Here is a 15,950-nt window from a genome sequence, read left to right as displayed (position 1 = left end):
ATAGAGTTTCTATTTTGTTCCAAGAGGCGATCATGCTGACCAAAAAGCAGCACGAGCTTTTGCTCTACATCAACAAACGTCTGTCCGAAGACGGCGTGTCGCCTTCCTTTGACGAAATGAAAGAGGCGCTCAATCTCGCTTCCAAATCCGGCGTTCACCGTCTGGTCTCGGCTCTGGAAGAGCGCGGCTTCATCCGCCGCCTCGCCCACCGCGCCCGCGCTCTGGAAGTGCTCAAGCTGCCCTCTGGCGGCGCGAGCGCCCAGTCCACGCCTGCCAAGACCAATGTCGTCAGCGCCGATTTCGGCTCCGCCACCTCTGATGAGCGCACCCATGGCGTGGAAGTGCCGGTCCTTGGCCGGATCGCCGCCGGTGTGCCGATCGAGGCGATCCAGCACGAAACCGACCGCCTGCCCGTCCCGGCGGACATGATTTCAGGCGGCGAACACTTCGCCCTCGAAGTCCACGGCGACTCCATGATTGAGGCCGGCATCCTTGATGGCGACCTTGTGATCATCAAGCGCGGCGACACGGCCAATACCGGCGACATCGTCGTGGCGCTTGTTCATGACGAGGAAGCCACGCTGAAAAAGCTGCGCAAGAAAGGCGGCTCCATCGCCCTTGAAGCGGCGAACCCGGCCTATGAGACCCGGATTTTCGGCCCGAACGAGGTGAAGGTTCAGGGTCGCCTTGTGGGACTTATCCGTCGCTATCACTAGGCGATCTGCTTTCGGGGCAGTAGTCTGGCGCACCCTTCTGAGGACGCCAGCTCATGACCGACGCCACCCCGCTCAGCTTTGACCTCTACTGGTCTTTCCGCAGCCCCTACAGCTATATCGCCGCCCAGCGATTTTTAGAGCTGCGTCAGCACTACGCCTTCAATGTGAATGTGCGCATCGTGCGCCCGCTGGCGGTTCGAAGCCCTGAATTCTTTGAAGAGCGGGATCCACGCTGGATCCATTATGTAATCGTGGATGTAGCGCGCGAGGCGGAACGACTGGGCTTGCCCATTTCCGCCCCCTCGCCTGACCCGATCGTACAGGACATCCATACGCTCAAGATCGCCCCGGAACAGCCGCGGATCGCCTATCTCAACCAGCTGGGCGTTCTGGCCTGCGAGGACGGCGACGGCCTGGCCTATATCGCCCACGCCAGCCGCCGCATCTGGGGCGGAAGCGCTGCAGGACATGACACGCCCTGGACCGAGGATGGCGCACTGGATGACGCGGCCCGCGCCGCCGGGCTCGATCCGGACACGCTGAACACGCAATCAGATGCCCAATCAGACCGTATTGATAGTCAAATCATCGAGAACGAAGCCAATCAGGACGCCGCCGGCCATTGGGGCGTGCCCCTAATGGTCTTTCAGGGCGAGCCCTTCTTCGGTCAGGACCGGATCGACGCCCTGCTCTGGCGCATGCAGCAACGCGGCCTGAAAGCGCTCTAGTCCGCTCAGGAACCGGAAGCGCCGCCCCACAAGCGATTGCGGCGCGCCGCTTGCGCGCTGCGCATGCGGATGACCTGCCCGTCATGGACCCAGAACTCCAGTCCGCCCAGCTCTTCCCGAGCGACAGTATCGAGAATCAGCGCCGCGCAACGACGTTTGCGCCAGGCGGAAACCTCCCCGTCAAAAACGATGAGGTCCGCCTCATGGCAATCATCTTCCAGCGCTTCGGCGGAGGCTGTCACGGCCAGCAACAAACCGTCTGAAGTTCGCCCCGTGCAGCCCAGACTGTCACAGCTCAGGGCGGCGCGATCCGGGCTGTCGCTGACGCCGGCCCGCTGCAGAAAGACCCGGGCATCGAACCGTCCGCGACGGCGATCTGTAACCGTGTAGCCCTCCGCGCCCTCAAAGCGAGCCAGCACCACCCCGCCATCGGTGATCATCATCTGGGGCGGGGTCTGGACCATGAACAGCGTCATCGCCGCCATGATCAGCAGCCCCCCGGTCACCCGCATCCATCCCAGCCCGATCACCAGACACGCAAAGCCCAGTCCGTAGAGCGCCACCAGCGCCGGGTCCGCCGCATTCGCCCCCACAACAGCGCCCTCCATGGTGGACGCCCAGTACGCCACATCCAGAACCCGGCGCAGCCCCTGGTCCATAATCCACAGAAAGGGCCGCTCCATCCCCACGACAGAGAAGATGAGCGCCGCGCCGCCCGCCGGCATGACCCAGAACGTAAAAAGCGGCATAGCGAGGAGGTTGGCGATAAGGCCATAGGCGGCCATGCGCTGGAAATGAAAGATCGCGAACGCCCCCGTCGCCGCCCCGGCAATGAGCGAGGTGGCGCTGAGCCCGGCCAGCGCATCCTTGAGCTTTCCAAACACGGATGACGACAGACCGGATTCAGGTCGCCAACGCTTATAGGCGTCAAAGCTGGCGATCAGGGCCGCAACAGCGGAGAAGCTCATCTGGAAACCGGGCTCAATGACGCTTTCAGGCGCAATGAGCAGGATCAGGATCGCCGCCAGCGCCAGTGAGCGCATGGAAAAAGCCTGACGGTCAAACAACACGCCCACCAGAACGACGAAGGCCATGATGTAGGCCCGCTGGGTGGAAACCGCCGCCCCGGAGATGATCAAATAGAGGCTGGCGGCGATCAGTGCGCCTAGAGCAGCCGGCTTGCGCGGGTCATGCGCGCGCGCCCAAGGCTCCCACATCGCAAACACCAGACGGATCAGCCAGTACGCCCCGCCCGCAAAAAGCGCCATGTGAAGGCCGGATATCGCCAGAATGTGCCCAAGCCCTGACAGACGTAACGCCTCGGCGTCCTCGGTGCTGACGCGGGCGCGTTCCCCGGTCAGCAAGGCGGCGGCGACAGCTCCGGTCCGCGTCCCGGTTTGAGATTGCAACCGCTCAGACAAACGCCAGCGAAAGCCCGCCAGGGACAGGCTGAGCGGCGCCCGTGTATCAATCTCGGTGCGCTCCATGTCCGAGATGGCGTAGCCCGTCAGAGCGATCTGATCGAACCAGGCGGCACGCGCCGGGTCATAGCCACCAGCGGCAACCGGGGCGGATGGCGGCGACAAGCGAGCCCGCACGCGGATCGCATCGCCTGGCTCGAACGCTGCGAGCCCCGCACGGATACGAACCCGATAGGGCGGCGTATCGGCATTCTCGAGCGCATGCACCCGGATGACAAGACGCGCCCGCCCCTCAAGCCGCTCCACCCGCTCAATCCAGCCCGTGACCTCTGCACTGCGTTCAGACTGAAAGGCCCCAAGTTCTGGCGCGCCCAGCGAATGAGCCCGCTCCCGAGACAGAACGAAGCCAAGTGTCAGGCAGTTCACAAGCACGAGCGCATAAAGTGTGAGGACGTTCCGTCTGAACCACCAGACAATGCCCGCGACAAAGCTCAGTCCCGCCCCGAACAGCACCGGCGCCAAGCCCGGCTCTGACGGCCATGAGAAATAGGCTGCTGCGCCGACAGCCAGCGCCACCGGCGCCCACAGGATCAGGCGGTTGGGGTCTGGAACTGTGAGCGCCAACGCGCCGCCCAGCCCAGCCGTCACGGCTCGGCGCAAGTCTGGGATTTCCCCCACAGGTGGAAACTTTAGCGATTTCACACCTTCATCATGGCGTGAACATCAGGCGGAGGCTATGACGGAGACGCTTTGGCGTGCTAAAGAGCACCTCCCTTCGCACTGCAGCATGAATTCGCAATTGCAAGACACCATGAAAATCATCACGCGTTTCGCGCCCTCACCGACCGGCTATCTGCATATCGGCGGCGCGCGTACGGCGCTGTTCAACGCCCTGTTCGCTCAGGCGAATGGCGGCGAATTCAAGCTTCGCATCGAGGATACGGATCGTGCGCGTTCCACCGATGAAACCGTGCAGGCGATTCTGGATGGACTGAGCTGGCTGGGCCTGAAATGGGATGGCGAAGCCGTGTCACAGTTCGCCCGCGCAGACCGTCACCGTGAAGTCGTGGACGCGCTGATCGAAAAAGGCGCGGCCTTCCGCTGCTATTGCACGCCGGAAGAAACCGAAGCGCTGCGCGAGCAGGCTTTCGCCGAAGGTCGCGCCCTGCGCTCGCCCTGGCGCGATCGTGATGCTTCAGAAGCGCCGGCGGACGCCCCCTTCGTGGTGCGCTTCCGTGCGGCGGATACTGACACTGTCATCGAGGATACGGTTCAGGGTCAGGTTCGTTGGGGCGCCAAGGAATTTGACGATCTCGTGCTTCTGCGCGGCGACGGCAACCCGACCTATAATCTCGCTGTAGTGGTCGATGACCATGATATGGGCGTCACCCACATCATCCGCGGCGATGATCACCTGACCAATGCCGGTCGTCAGACCCAGATCTATCAGGCGATGGGCTGGGAGATTCCGGTCTTCGCCCATATCCCGCTGATCCATGGTCCGGACGGCAAGAAGCTCTCCAAGCGTCACGGCGCTCTGGGCGTCGAAGCTTATCGCGATATGGGCTATCTGCCTGAAGGGCTGCGCAATTATCTGCTGCGCCTGGGCTGGTCCAAGGGCGATCAGGAATATTTCACCGATGCTGACATGGCCGCCGCCTTTGACCTCAAGGGTCTGGGCAAGGCGCCGGCGCGGCTCGATTTTGACAAGATGTCGAGCGTCAACGCCTGGCATATGAAACGCGCAGAGGATGCGCGTCTGACGGATCTGCTCTGGGACCGCCTGCAAGGCCGCGACGATCTGCGTCTTGATGATCAGGCGAAAGTCTGGGTTTCTTCAGCGATGAAAGTGCTGAAAGAACGCGCAGCGACCCTCGCAGAGCTGGAGGATCAATCCTATTTCCTTATTCGTCCGCGCCCGATCGAACTGACGGGCAAAACCGCCAAGGCGATCAATGATGACGCCAAGGCGCGTCTGTCACGTCTTGCGGACGTGCTAAGGGATACGCCGGACTGGACTGAAGCAGCTTTGGGCGATGTGCTTAACGCTTTCGCAGAGGCTGAAGAGGTTGGCTTCGGCAAGGTGGGTCAACCGCTTCGGGCGGCTCTCACCGGCGGCGCGCCAGCGCCGGACATGAGTTTTGTACTGGCGGTTCTGGGACGTGATGAAGTTCTGGATCGGCTCAATGACGTGATGGACTAGGTCGCGCCCCTATTCAGGCCGCGTCCATCATGACCCACACAAAAGGGGTTGGAGATATGGAAAACAAGATTCAACCGAAAGGTTCCGCGCAGCTGTCGATTAACGGCGAGACCTATGACCTGCCTGTATATGGCGGCTCTATCGGTCCGGACGTGATCGACATTCGCGCGCTGTACAAGAATGCGGGCGTTTTCACCTTTGACCCCGGCTTCACCTCCACCGCGTCTTGCGAAAGCCAGATCACCTATATTGATGGCGACGAAGGCACGCTTCTGTATCGCGGCTATCCGATCGACCAGCTGGCCGACAACGCCAGCTTCATTGAAGTCGCTTACCTGCTGCAAAACGGTGAGCTTCCGAACGCCAAGGAACTCGAAGAGTTTGATTGGACGATCCGTCGTCACACCATGCTGCACGACCAGTTCGACCAGTTCTTCCGCGGTTTCCGCCGTGACGCGCACCCGATGGCCATCATGGTCGGCACGGTTGGCGCTCTGTCGGCTTTCTATCACGACTCCACCGACGTCAATGACCCGCAGGCTCGCCTGATCGCGTCTCACCGCATGATCGCCAAGATGCCGACCATCGCGGCGCGCGCCTATAAATACCACATCGGTCAGCCCTTCGTGGCTCCGCAGAACGATCTCGACTATGCGTCGAACTTCCTGCAGATGTGCTTTGCTGTCCCGGCCGAGAAATACGAGGTGTCCCCGACCCTCGCCCGCGCAATGGACAAGATCTTTACCCTGCACGCCGACCACGAACAGAACGCCTCGACCTCGACCGTGCGTCTGGCGGGCTCTTCGGGCGCCAACCCGTTCGCCTGTATCGCAGCCGGCATCGCCTCGCTGTGGGGCCCGGCGCACGGCGGCGCGAACGAAGCCGCCCTCAACATGCTCAACGAGATCGGTTCGGTGGACAACATCCCCGAATACGTCGCGAAAGCCAAAGACAAGAACGATCCCTTCCGTCTGATGGGCTTTGGTCACCGCGTGTACAAGAACTATGACCCGCGCGCCAAAGTGATGCGTGAGACCTGCCATGCCGTGCTCGACGAGCTGGGCGTGCGCAATGACCCGCTGCTGGCCGTGGCCATGGAGCTGGAAAAGATCGCGCTGGAAGATCCTTACTTCGTCGAGAAGAAGCTCTATCCGAACATCGACTTCTATTCGGGCATCACCCTGAAGGCGATGGGCTTCCCGACCGAGATGTTCACCGTGCTGTTCGCCCTGGCCCGCACCGTCGGCTGGATCGCGCAATGGTCGGAAATGATCGAGGATCCGAGCCAGAAAATCGGTCGTCCGCGTCAGGCCTTCACCGGCGCGACGCAACGCGACTTCGTGGGGATCGACAAGCGCTAGGCGCTTTCCCTCGAACCCAATAAGACCGGCGAAGCAAAAGCTTCGCCGGTTTTCTTTTATCTGCACCTTAGCTTTAAAGCGGACCGAATTCGCGCCTTGTGAACAAGGCATCAAGCCCGACGCCAAGGGCTTCAGAGAGCCGGAGCGCCACCTCGATCGTGGGATTGAACTGCCCCCGCTCGATAGCGCCAATGGTTTGCGGATGCACCTGTACCCGGGTCGCGAGTTCCTGACGGGACAGGCCGCGATCCACGCGATAGGTCTTCACCCGGTTCAGAAAAGCGACGGGATCAGCCATCCGCGTCCTCATCTTCTTCGCCAGAGAAATCGAAATCAGACGCATTCAACGTCCAGGCCAGCACCAGTTGAGGGCCGGACATGGCCAGTGCGATCGACGCCAGGCCGACACCGATTGCATATCCCGCGGGCAAGGGGGATGCGCCAACCGCCGCGACGATAGCCAAAAGCACTAGCGCCAATTTCAATCCCTGTCGGGTCGCCATGGCGACAAGTGCTTGCTGGCGCTCATCATAGGGCTCACCCGGCACGGCGAAGCCTGGCCGACTGGCGAGAAACACCAGCCTGTCCAGCCAGAAGGCATCCACCGCGCAGATCAGCAGAACAGGCGCAAACCCCATCATGACCTGACTGAACCCTGCCTGATCAATGAGCGCCTTCAGGATGCCGTCGATCAAGACGGACAGCATGATTGCGAACACCACAAACACCATCACTGTCACGACCACCAGACCGCGCCGTTTGGGTATCGACGCCCAGGCTTGCGCCTTTCGGGGATCGTCACTGGAGTCCGCTTTGTAAAATCCGTGGAGCGGTCCCTGAGCACGCATGATCATCTCCTGCTTAAATTTCATAATATAGCATATATGCTACGTTACGAAGCACAAGGGCATGACCCAACAGCGGGATGTACTTCGCTAGACCAGGGAGAGCACCGCTGCGGCGGCGTTCGCTGAGGGGGATCCGCCCTCGCCGCGCATATGATCGGTGACTTCACGCAAGCGCCGGGACAGGTCCGACCGGCGAGCCGGGTCATCCAGCAATGCACCAACGCTTTGCGCCAGAACATCGCCGCGGCACTGGGTCTGCACATGCTCGGGAATCAGCATCTCATCCGCAGCGATATTGGCCAGCGAAATGTATTTGGACTTCATCAGGAAGAAACGCGCCGCCGCCCAGGCCAACCAGCCCAGTCGATAGGCCGCTACGGTCGGCACGCCCAGTCGCGCCAGTTCCAGCGTCACCGTGCCTGAGCAGGCCAAAGCGACATCTGCAGCGTGGAAGGCGTCACGGCGCTCATCGCTCTCCACGATGATCAGGTCTGATAACGCGGGTTCAGCCGCAATCATCTCGCGCGCCTGCTCGGCGATAGAGGATGCGAGCGGGGTGACGAACTTCATATCCGGATGCTCGATTTTCAGTCGCTTCACCGCATCCGCAAAGCGCGGGAGCAGACGGGTCAGTTCGGACTTGCGGCTACCGAAGAGGATCAGGAGTAACGAATCTGTCTCGGCGATGTCATGGCGGGCGCGAAAAGCAGCCCCATCCCCGCTCAGATCCCGCTCCAGCGCCGGATTACCCACAAAGCTCACATCCATGCCGTGCTCGGTGAAATACGGCGCATCGAACGGGTGAATAGCGAGCAGATGGTCAAAGGTGTCGGCGGCCACCTTGGCGCGTTCGCGTCGGGCGGCGAAGACCTGAGGCGCGACATATTTGATGAGCGGCGTATCGGGCAACGCTTCGCGCAGTTTCCACGCCGCACGCAACATGAAGCCCCAGGAATCAATCAGCACGACCGCATCCGCCCCAAAGGCTTTGGCGGCGTCCGCGGTTTCCTGGGCGCGCTGATGGACAAGATTGATAATCTTCAGGCCATCAAACAGGCCAAAGACGGACAGCTCTGAAATATCAAAGGGCGAGACAGCGCCGCGTTTGGCCATTTCCGGGCCGCCTACGCCTGCAATCTCCACTTCGGGACGAGCCGCGCGTAGCGCGTCGATCAAATCCCCGGCCAGCGCATCCCCGGATGGCTCCGCCGCAACGAGAAAGATTCGCGGTGCTCGTTGTCCTGCATTCTCAAGATCACGCGTTTGCGTCATCCGCTTGCCCATCCATCTCTACCGCCCAAACGGCCAGTCCGCTGGCATCCGCCGCCTGTGCGACAGCCTCACGGCCCAGCACCATCGCACCGCCCGCGGGAATGACAATGCCAGCCAGACCGGCCCTGGCCGCCCCATGCACGGTGGATACCCCGATGACCGGCAAGTCGATACGACGCTCCTGACCCGGCTTGGGCCGTTTGGCCAGAACGCCTTTGCGGGACAATTCATCGCCACGCAATTCAGCCGGCAAGCCCGCCACACGCGCCAGCATCTGGTCCGTGCCCTCCTGGGCTTCAACCGCGAGGACCAGACCTTCACACACCACAGCGCCCTGCCCGATATCCTCGGCCCCGGTCACGCCAGCGATATGAAGCGCCTTTGCAGCATCAGAGCGCGTGACGGCGCTTGGCTCAATCGAGCCGATCAGGCCCGGTTCCACCAACAATTCATCGGCAATGTCATTGGCCCCGATGACGGTGAAGCCTTCTTTCTCGAAGAAGCCGACGATCGCGCGCAACAAGGCGTCATCTCCTCGCGCGGCGGCGGTCAGCGCCTGCGGCAGGAAGGCCATGCCTTTGAGGTCGGGTTTCAAAGCCGAGAAGTCCGGCCGGGTGACGATCCCGGCAAAGCACACGGCGTCGCAATCCGCCTGACGCAGATCTTTCACCACCTGCCCCAACTGGGCAATGCCGCGAATAACCGGGCAGTCATAGCGCGTGGGGTCTGCAAACCCCTTGAGCGCGATGACGCAGGCCAGACGATCGCCACTTTGCGCCGCCTGAGCGACATAAACCGGCAAGTCACCGCCCCCGGCGATCAGTCCCAGACGCTGATAGACCGCCACACCTAGCGCCCTTCCGGCGAGCAGAGCGGGCGTTTGGCCGGGGTGCGAATGAACTCAACGATGTCCATGACTTCCGGACGGTTCTCGAACAGACGCGCCGCGTCCTCGACCCGCTCATGGAAGGCGCCTTCATTAGCGAAGACCAGGCGATATGCCGCGCGCAGATCATGGATGGCGTCACGTGAAAAGCCGCGGCGCTTCAGACCCACAAGGTTGAGCCCCGCCAGAGCGCCCAGATTATCGACCATGCCATAGGGAATGACGTCACCCGTCACCGGCGCGCCGCCGCCAATAAAGGCGTATTTGCCGATCCGGCATTGCTGGTGCAGCGCAGACAGGCCGCCCATGATCACATAATCGGCGACTGTGGAATCCCCGCCCAGCGTAGCGTTGTTGGCGAACACCACATGATTGCCCACGGTGCAGTCATGGGCGACGTGCGCGCCGACCATGAAGAAGTTGTTCGAGCCGACCTTGGTGACGCCTTTTGCGCCTTCCGTGCCCATATGCATGGTCACATGCTCGCGCAGTGTGTTGTTGTCGCCAATGATCAGGCGCACATCGCCGCCCTTGAACTTGAAGTCCTGCGGCGGTTCGCCAAGGGCGACAAAGGGGTGGATCTTGCAATCGGAACCCAGCTCAAGATTGCCGCTCAGGCTGACATGAGACTGCAGCCGGGTCCGGTCGCCGATCTGGACATTCGGACCCACGACGCAGAACGGACCAATCTCAACGCCCTCGCCCAGCCGGGCGCTTTCGTCCACGATGGCGGTCGGATGAATAGTCGTGGTCATGAAAACTCCGTCAGGCTTCGCGCGGCGCAGAAGTGGCCGAGAAGGTCGCGTCCGCACAGCGTACGCCGTTCACGCGCGCTTCGCCCTTGAACTTGAAGACGCCGCGACGATTGGCCGTCACTTCGACCGGCATTTCCAGCACATCACCCGGGCGCACGGGACGGCGGAACTTCGCCTGCTCTACGCCCATGAAATAGATCAGGGTGTTGGAAATATCGGCATCGAGCGTCTTGGACATCAGGATGGCGCCCGTTTGCGCCATAGCCTCGATAATCAGAACGCCCGGCATGACCGGATTCTCGGGAAAATGGCCCTGAAAATGAGGCTCGGCGGCAGAGACGCATTTGAACCCGACAATGGATTCACCCGGCACATAACGCTCGGCGCGGTCCACAAGAAGGAAGGGATAGCGATGCGGCAGGCGACGCAGGATTTCGTCAGGCCCGATCGCAGTCTCAAGATCACTCATCAGTCGTCCTTCTTGCGCTCGGGTTTTGACTTGCGGCTTACCGCGCGGCGCAGCCAGGCTGTCTCGCGCATGAAGCTTTGGATCGGCTGGGCGGGCGAACCGGCCCAGGTTTCACCGGGCGGTACATCCTTCATGACCGCTGCGTCAGCGGCCAGACGCGCCCCGGCGCCGATCTTCAGATGGTCCGCGACGCCGACACGCCCGCCAAATTGTGCGCCAGCGCCAATGATGGTGCTGCCGGAAATGCCGGCGAAAGCCGCCATGACGGCGTATTCGCCCACATCCACATTATGGCCGATATGGCACAGATTATCGATCCGTGCGCCCTTGCCGATGCGAGTATCCTTGAGCATGCCGCGATCCACAGTCGCGTTCGCGCCCAGGGTCGCCTCATCCTCGATGATCACACGGCCCAGATGCGGCAGGGTGAAAACCTCACCATTCTCATAGGCCAGACCAAAGCCCGCCTCGCCCACAACTGCGCCGGCGGAAATCTCGCACTGCGCGCCTACGAGCGCACACTGGACATTGGCGCGAACCCCGATGCGCGTGTGATCGCCGATGACGACGCCCGGCCCGATGATCGCGCCAGCTTCGATGCGGGCATGCTCACCGATCACGGCGTCCGGCCCCACGATCACGCCCGGTGCGAGACGCGCGCTGTCCGCAATGGTCGCTGTCGGATGGATAAAGTCCGGACCGTCATGAAACCGGGGCGCCAGAAGGCGAGCTGCGGCCTTGGCAAAGCCGGCGCGGGTCACACGATGAACGATCACCGCCTGGCAGTGCGGCAGAGCGTCGGCCCAACTCGCATCCGGAACAATAGCGACCCCGGCTGCGGGCGGCATCTCTGGCGGGGCCTTGCCAGCCAGAAACATCAGAGCGCCCTCCTGGGCGCTGTCCGGAGTAGCAACGTCAGAAACAGCGACATCGCCGTCGCCTATCAGATCAGATCCGATAAGCGCGGCGATGTCAGAAGCCTTGAGCGGACCGAGCCGCTCAAAAAATCGCGGGTCGGCCCCCATATCAGACCAACCTACTTACTGCTGTTGCTGAGCAGCTTGGGTGGGAACGCGAACGCGGTTCACCGGCGTGGTGGAGATCCGCTGGTTCAGGCGCTCGATGGCGGACTGGCTGATGTCCACGGAGTCACGCGCATAGACCACGGCAGAGCGGTCGATCAGCACGTCTGCGTTCCGCTCGTTGACGATTTCCTGCAGGACTTCCTGAAGGATCGGCAGCACCGGACGCATGGCTTGCTGTTCGGTCGCAGCCAGTTCCTGAGCGCGGATACGGCGGGTCTGTTCAAAACCGGCCGCGTCGCGTTGCAGGGCTTCATAGCGGGACGCCAGGTCCGGACGCTGACGGATGGCGTCTTCAGACAGGGCGGACAGCTCAGCGTTCAGCGCTTCGCTTTCCGCCTGGATGGCGGCTTGCTGCGGCTCAAGCTCGGCCGTGATTTCCTGACCGATAACTTCAAGACGAGAGGTGATGTGCTGGCCCACAGCGCTTTCGCGCAGGATGCGTTGCTCGTTCATCACCAGAACGCTCTGGGCGAAGCTCGCAGCGCTGAAGCCGATGCTCAGAACCAGAGCGGCTGAGAGCACGCGCAGCGGACGCATGGCGGCGAAAATCTGACGTTTCATGAGTTTAGAACCCCGTTCGTGTGCTGAAGCGGAAGAACGCCCCTTGGTCGTAATCTTCCTTGATGAAGGCATGCGCCAGGTCAAACCGCACCGGGCCGAAGGGAGAATCCCAGAAGATGCTCATACCGGCCGATGCGCGCAGCGCAAGGTCGTCGACAGTGAAGATGGCGGTGTCCGTGCCATCATCAGCAATCTGGTCGTCGTCCGGCAGAAGACCAACCGTGCCGAACTCGGTGAACAGGCTGCCGCGGATGCCGTATTGCTCCGGCAGGCCCAGCGGGAAGCCCATTTCAAAGGCGCCGATCGCGTAGAAATTTCCGCCCAGGGCGTCGCCCGAGACGTATTCATCGCCATCCTCAAGCGCCGTTTCACGACGCTGGACGACGCGCGGGCCGATGCCCGCCGTTTCGAAACCGCGGAAGGAGTTGCCGCCTTTAAAGAAGCGATCGTTGATCCGCGCGGTGTCCCCGCCCCAAGAGAAGAGATAGCCCGTTGAGCCCGTAGCGCTGAAGACCAGACGGTCACGCCAGACGCTGCGATAGATCCCGCCCTGCAGTTCCGAGCGCACATAGCGCACATCGCCGCCCAGGCCTGCAAAGTCCTGGTTGAAGCTCAGCTGGAAGCCGCGGGTCGGCTCGCGATAGTCATCCGTGCGGTTCCAGCGCAGCGAATACCCCATCAGCGAGGTGATGCGGGAACCGGCGGCGCGCTGGATGGATTCCGACACGCCGGAATAAATGCGCACATCGTCTGTCCGCAGGGTGTAGTTCACCCCGGCCTGCACGGCGCGCGTCAGCGGGAAGCCCGCACGCAGCGTGAAACCGGTGGATTCCGTCTCGAATGACGCTTCGCTTGAGAAGTCAGACCGGACCCGGAACAGGTCAAAGCCCGCCGCCAGGTTCCGATCAAGGAAACGCGGCTCGGTAAAGCGGATATCGATCTGCTGCTGACGCGAGCTCGTGGACACGCGCAGGCGCAGGAACTGACCGCGGCCCCGCAGGTTGCGTTCAGAAATCGAGAAGTCCACGAGGAAGGAATCCGTGGACGAGAAGCCGGCGCCGAAGGCCAGCTCACCCGTGGGCTGTTCCGCCACACGAACCTGGACCTGAGCCCGGTCCGGAGCGCTGCCTTGCACGGGCTCAACCTCAACGTCTTCAAAGAAGCCCAGCTGCCCAACGCGCGAACGCGAGACGTTCACCAGCGCCTGGTTGAAGGCGTCGCCTTCCACAAGGTCCAGCTCGCGACGGATCACGCGGTCCAGCGTCCGGGTGTTGCCGATAATGTCGATGCGCTCGATATAAACTCGCGGGCTTTCCTCGATCACATAGGTGATGTCGACCGTCTGGGTTTCACGGTTCAGGTTCACGCGCGGGCTGACATCCACGAAGGCATAGCCTGCTGCGCCAGCGGCATAGGTCAGGGAGTCCGTGGCGTCCTCGATCAGGCTGCCCACATAAAGCCGCCCCGGCTGGGTCGGAATGACCGCTTCGAGGTATTCGGTGTTGAGATCGGAAATCTCGGTTTCAACAACGATCTCGCCGAAATTGTAACGCTCGCCCTCATCCATGGTGAAGGTGACGTAGAATTCGGACTGGTCAGGCGCGAGTTCAGCGGACACCGAGGTCACGCGGAAGTCGGCAAAGCCCCGGTCATTGTAGAAAGTGCGCAGCTGCTCACGGTCATACTCGATCCGGTCCGGATCATAGTTGTCATTGGAGCTGAAGAACTTCCACCAGCGCGCCTCGGTGGTGACGATTTCACCCCGCAGACGGCGGTCGGAATAGGCTTCGTTGCCGACAAAGGAAATCCGCTCGACGCCGGTGACCGGGCCTTCGGAAATCTCGAACACCAGATCCACGCGGTTTTGCGGCAGTTCAACGATCTGCGGCGTCACCTGAGCGGCGAACCGGCCTGACCGGCGATACACTTCCAGAATACGCTGCACATCAGACTGAACCCGCGAGCGGGTGAAGATGGCGCGGGCCTGGAGTTCGATCTCGTCAGTGATCTTGTCGTCGCCGATCGCGCGATTGCCTTCGAGAATCACGCGGTTCACGATCGGGTTCTCCACAACGTAGAGCACCAGGGACGGGCCATCGATCGCCACGCGGACGTCAGAGAACAGGTTCGTGCTGTAAAGGGTCTGGATCGACAGGTTGATCAGGCGCCCATTGGGAAGGTCGCCCGGCTGGATCAGAAGGTAGGACAGGATGGTGTCTGCTTCGACCCGTTCATTGCCCTCCACCACGATCTGCAGGATCGGCTGCTGGCGGGTTTCCTGGACGGTTTCAGACGATTCAGCCTGAATCTCCGGCTGGGGTTGGTTAACGCCCGCGTCCTGCGCAAAGCCCGCACTTGCGGAAATCACGCTCAGCAGCGCCGCCGCCAATCCCTTGAAGATCACATTCATGAAAGGCCCTCGTCCCTCGCCTGCGACGCCCCCATCACAGGAACTGACCGCGCAGATAACTCAAATCATTCCAAGTGGCCACCACGAACATGGCCAGAATAAAGCCGAGTCCCAACCGGAACCCCAATTCCTGAACGGACGGGCTCGGCGGACGTTTAGCTATAGCTTCATAGGCGTAGTACACAAGGTGACCGCCGTCGAGAACCGGAATGGGCAGAAGATTCATTAACCCCAGTCCGACACTCAGCAGAGCCGACAGCGCCACCATGACGATGAGCAGGCGCTGAAGCCGCGTCATCAGGCCCACCGATTGGGGGGCGCCATTATCGCTGACCGCGAGATTCGCCAGCTGTCCCGCCGTCGTCGCAATCCCGACCGGACCGTTGATATGCTCTGTGGAGGCGCGCCCGGTCACAAGACGGGAGAGGTAGCTGACAATCGTTCCGGTCGTATCAATGGTGCGCGTCACGCCATAGATCGGCGCTTCCCAGATCGCAGGACGATAGATCACCCGCTCCGCCTCGGCCGAGCTGCGAATGCCGATCGTGCCCAGAGGACGCTCGCCGCCCAGATTGTCATCGCGCATCACCCGCGCTGGCGTCACGTTCAGGACGATGGGTTGCTCATCACGCTCAACAGTCACGGCGATCGGACGCCCTGCACGCGTGACGACGTATTCGGTCATGTCGGTGAAGCCGAGAATGGGCGTGTTATCCATCCGGACAACACGATCGCCCGCCTGGAAACCCGCTTCTTCAGCCGGGCTGTCCGCGATGACTTCCCCCACCAGAGGCTCCAGCCGGGATTCGCCCTGGGCCAGCCCCAGAATCGCAAAGAGCACGATCGCCAGAAGGAAATTCGCTAAAGGCCCCGCCGCCACGATGAAGGCGCGTTGCCAGACCGGTTTGAAGTGCAGGACGCTATCGGGATCAGAATGTTCGCGTCGCAGCTCTTCCAGGGTTTCGTAGTCGGGAGCGCTGGCGGCGTTGGCGTCGCCGCGGAACTGGACGAAACCGCCCAGCGGCAAGGCGCTGACCTTCCAGACCGTGCCCAGCTTGTCCGTGCGTGAGAACAGTGTCGGACCAAACCCCATGGAAAAGGCGTCCGCATGCACGCCGCACATCCGCCCGGCCCAGTAATGACCGAGCTCGTGGATGATCACGACAAAGCCCATCACAAGGATGAAGGCGAAAATGGACAGCGCGCCAGATCCAAGCCAGTCGAGCATTTGGTCT

15 protein-coding genes are annotated in these 15,950 nt (G+C 61.9%); 4 read left to right on the top strand and 11 right to left on the bottom strand.

Features of this window, described 5'->3' with window-relative positions; all coding sequences use genetic code 11:
* Nucleotides 1-32 precede the first annotated feature (32 nt).
* Nucleotides 33-716, top strand: a complete 684-nt coding sequence (gene lexA, locus ACFELO_RS06625; protein WP_440959751.1) for a transcriptional repressor LexA — start codon at nt 33-35, stop codon at nt 714-716.
* Between the two features lie 53 nt (nt 717-769).
* Nucleotides 770-1,444, top strand: a complete 675-nt coding sequence (locus ACFELO_RS06620; RefSeq protein ID WP_440959750.1) for a 2-hydroxychromene-2-carboxylate isomerase — start codon at nt 770-772, stop codon at nt 1,442-1,444.
* Between the two features lie 5 nt (nt 1,445-1,449).
* On the opposite strand, the gene ACFELO_RS06615 is transcribed toward ACFELO_RS06620, so the two are convergent.
* Complete coding sequence (locus tag ACFELO_RS06615) at nt 1,450-3,525, bottom strand: ComEC/Rec2 family competence protein (RefSeq protein WP_440959749.1); 2,076 nt, start codon at nt 3,523-3,525, stop codon at nt 1,450-1,452.
* A 127-nt stretch (nt 3,526-3,652) separates the two neighbouring features.
* On the opposite strand from ACFELO_RS06615, the gene gltX reads away from it, so the two are divergent.
* Together gltX and gltA are read left to right on the top strand one after the other, a co-directional pair.
* Nucleotides 3,653-5,068, top strand: a complete 1,416-nt coding sequence (gene gltX / locus ACFELO_RS06610) for a glutamate--tRNA ligase (protein ID WP_440959748.1) — start codon at nt 3,653-3,655, stop codon at nt 5,066-5,068.
* A gap of 56 nt (nt 5,069-5,124) precedes the next feature.
* The gene (gene gltA, locus ACFELO_RS06605; RefSeq protein WP_440959747.1) at nt 5,125-6,429 is read left to right on the top strand and encodes a citrate synthase; all 1,305 of its coding nucleotides are present in this window, start codon (nt 5,125-5,127) and stop codon (nt 6,427-6,429) included.
* A 73-nt stretch (nt 6,430-6,502) separates the two neighbouring features.
* Here gltA and ACFELO_RS06600 read toward each other — a convergent pair whose 3' ends face one another.
* The 10 genes from ACFELO_RS06600 to ACFELO_RS06555 form a co-directional block, all read right to left on the bottom strand.
* The gene (locus ACFELO_RS06600) at nt 6,503-6,727 is read right to left on the bottom strand and encodes a helix-turn-helix transcriptional regulator (RefSeq protein WP_440959746.1); all 225 of its coding nucleotides are present in this window, start codon (nt 6,725-6,727) and stop codon (nt 6,503-6,505) included.
* Nucleotides 6,720-7,277: a hypothetical protein gene (locus ACFELO_RS06595; protein ID WP_440959745.1), complete on the bottom strand. Its 558-nt coding sequence runs from the start codon at nt 7,275-7,277 to the stop codon at nt 6,720-6,722. The genes ACFELO_RS06600 and ACFELO_RS06595 overlap by 8 nt, the downstream gene beginning before the upstream one ends.
* An 87-nt stretch (nt 7,278-7,364) precedes the next feature.
* On the bottom strand, nt 7,365-8,549 hold the full coding sequence (gene lpxB / locus ACFELO_RS06590; protein ID WP_440959744.1) for a lipid-A-disaccharide synthase: 1,185 nt from the start codon (nt 8,547-8,549) through the stop codon (nt 7,365-7,367).
* Nucleotides 8,533-9,396: an LpxI family protein gene (locus tag ACFELO_RS06585; protein ID WP_440959743.1), complete on the bottom strand. Its 864-nt coding sequence runs from the start codon at nt 9,394-9,396 to the stop codon at nt 8,533-8,535. The genes lpxB and ACFELO_RS06585 overlap by 17 nt, the downstream gene beginning before the upstream one ends.
* Before the next feature lie 2 nt (nt 9,397-9,398).
* Nucleotides 9,399-10,190 carry an acyl-ACP--UDP-N-acetylglucosamine O-acyltransferase gene (gene lpxA, locus ACFELO_RS06580; protein ID WP_440959742.1) on the bottom strand — a complete coding sequence of 264 codons (792 nt, stop codon included), beginning with the start codon at nt 10,188-10,190 and terminating at the stop codon, nt 9,399-9,401.
* A 10-nt stretch (nt 10,191-10,200) separates the two neighbouring features.
* On the bottom strand, nt 10,201-10,659 hold the full coding sequence (gene fabZ / locus ACFELO_RS06575) for a 3-hydroxyacyl-ACP dehydratase FabZ (RefSeq protein ID WP_009800948.1): 459 nt from the start codon (nt 10,657-10,659) through the stop codon (nt 10,201-10,203).
* Nucleotides 10,659-11,684 (bottom strand): UDP-3-O-(3-hydroxymyristoyl)glucosamine N-acyltransferase, encoded by a 1,026-nt coding sequence (gene lpxD, locus ACFELO_RS06570; protein WP_440959741.1) that lies wholly within the window; start codon nt 11,682-11,684, stop codon nt 10,659-10,661. Before lpxD ends, fabZ begins: the two co-directional genes overlap by 1 nt.
* A 15-nt stretch (nt 11,685-11,699) precedes the next feature.
* On the bottom strand, nt 11,700-12,305 hold the full coding sequence (locus tag ACFELO_RS06565) for an OmpH family outer membrane protein (protein WP_440959740.1): 606 nt from the start codon (nt 12,303-12,305) through the stop codon (nt 11,700-11,702).
* Between the two features lie 4 nt (nt 12,306-12,309).
* On the bottom strand, nt 12,310-14,715 hold the full coding sequence (gene bamA / locus ACFELO_RS06560; RefSeq protein ID WP_440959739.1) for an outer membrane protein assembly factor BamA: 2,406 nt from the start codon (nt 14,713-14,715) through the stop codon (nt 12,310-12,312).
* A 34-nt stretch (nt 14,716-14,749) separates the two neighbouring features.
* Nucleotides 14,750-15,943: a M50 family metallopeptidase gene (locus ACFELO_RS06555; RefSeq protein ID WP_440959738.1), complete on the bottom strand. Its 1,194-nt coding sequence runs from the start codon at nt 15,941-15,943 to the stop codon at nt 14,750-14,752.
* Between the last annotated feature and the right edge of the window lie 7 nt (nt 15,944-15,950).

The sequence above is a fragment of the Oceanicaulis sp. LC35 genome, from assembly GCF_052055585.1.
In the GTDB taxonomy this organism is placed as follows: domain Bacteria; phylum Pseudomonadota; class Alphaproteobacteria; order Caulobacterales; family Maricaulaceae; genus Oceanicaulis.
The sequence above is the reverse complement of the archived record's forward strand: the minus strand, read 5'-3'. Positions and strand labels throughout refer to the sequence as shown.

Excerpts from the sequence above, each read along its gene's own strand:
- gltX (WP_440959748.1), top strand. The coding sequence starts at position 3,653 with ATGAATTCGCAATTGCAAGACACCATGAAAATCATCACGCGTTTCGCG.
- bamA (WP_440959739.1), bottom strand. The coding sequence starts at position 14,715 with ATGAATGTGATCTTCAAGGGATTGGCGGCGGCGCTGCTGAGCGTGATT.
- lpxA (WP_440959742.1), bottom strand. The coding sequence starts at position 10,190 with ATGACCACGACTATTCATCCGACCGCCATCGTGGACGAAAGCGCCCGG.
- ACFELO_RS06595 (WP_440959745.1), bottom strand. The coding sequence starts at position 7,277 with ATGCGTGCTCAGGGACCGCTCCACGGATTTTACAAAGCGGACTCCAGT.
- fabZ (WP_009800948.1), bottom strand. The coding sequence starts at position 10,659 with ATGAGTGATCTTGAGACTGCGATCGGGCCTGACGAAATCCTGCGTCGC.
- gltA (WP_440959747.1), top strand. The coding sequence starts at position 5,125 with ATGGAAAACAAGATTCAACCGAAAGGTTCCGCGCAGCTGTCGATTAAC.
- ACFELO_RS06555 (WP_440959738.1), bottom strand. The coding sequence starts at position 15,943 with ATGCTCGACTGGCTTGGATCTGGCGCGCTGTCCATTTTCGCCTTCATC.
- ACFELO_RS06600 (WP_440959746.1), bottom strand. The coding sequence starts at position 6,727 with ATGGCTGATCCCGTCGCTTTTCTGAACCGGGTGAAGACCTATCGCGTG.
- ACFELO_RS06620 (WP_440959750.1), top strand. The coding sequence starts at position 770 with ATGACCGACGCCACCCCGCTCAGCTTTGACCTCTACTGGTCTTTCCGC.
- lpxB (WP_440959744.1), bottom strand. The coding sequence starts at position 8,549 with ATGACGCAAACGCGTGATCTTGAGAATGCAGGACAACGAGCACCGCGA.
- ACFELO_RS06565 (WP_440959740.1), bottom strand. The coding sequence starts at position 12,305 with ATGAAACGTCAGATTTTCGCCGCCATGCGTCCGCTGCGCGTGCTCTCA.
- lexA (WP_440959751.1), top strand. The coding sequence starts at position 33 with ATGCTGACCAAAAAGCAGCACGAGCTTTTGCTCTACATCAACAAACGT.
- lpxD (WP_440959741.1), bottom strand. The coding sequence starts at position 11,684 with ATGGGGGCCGACCCGCGATTTTTTGAGCGGCTCGGTCCGCTCAAGGCT.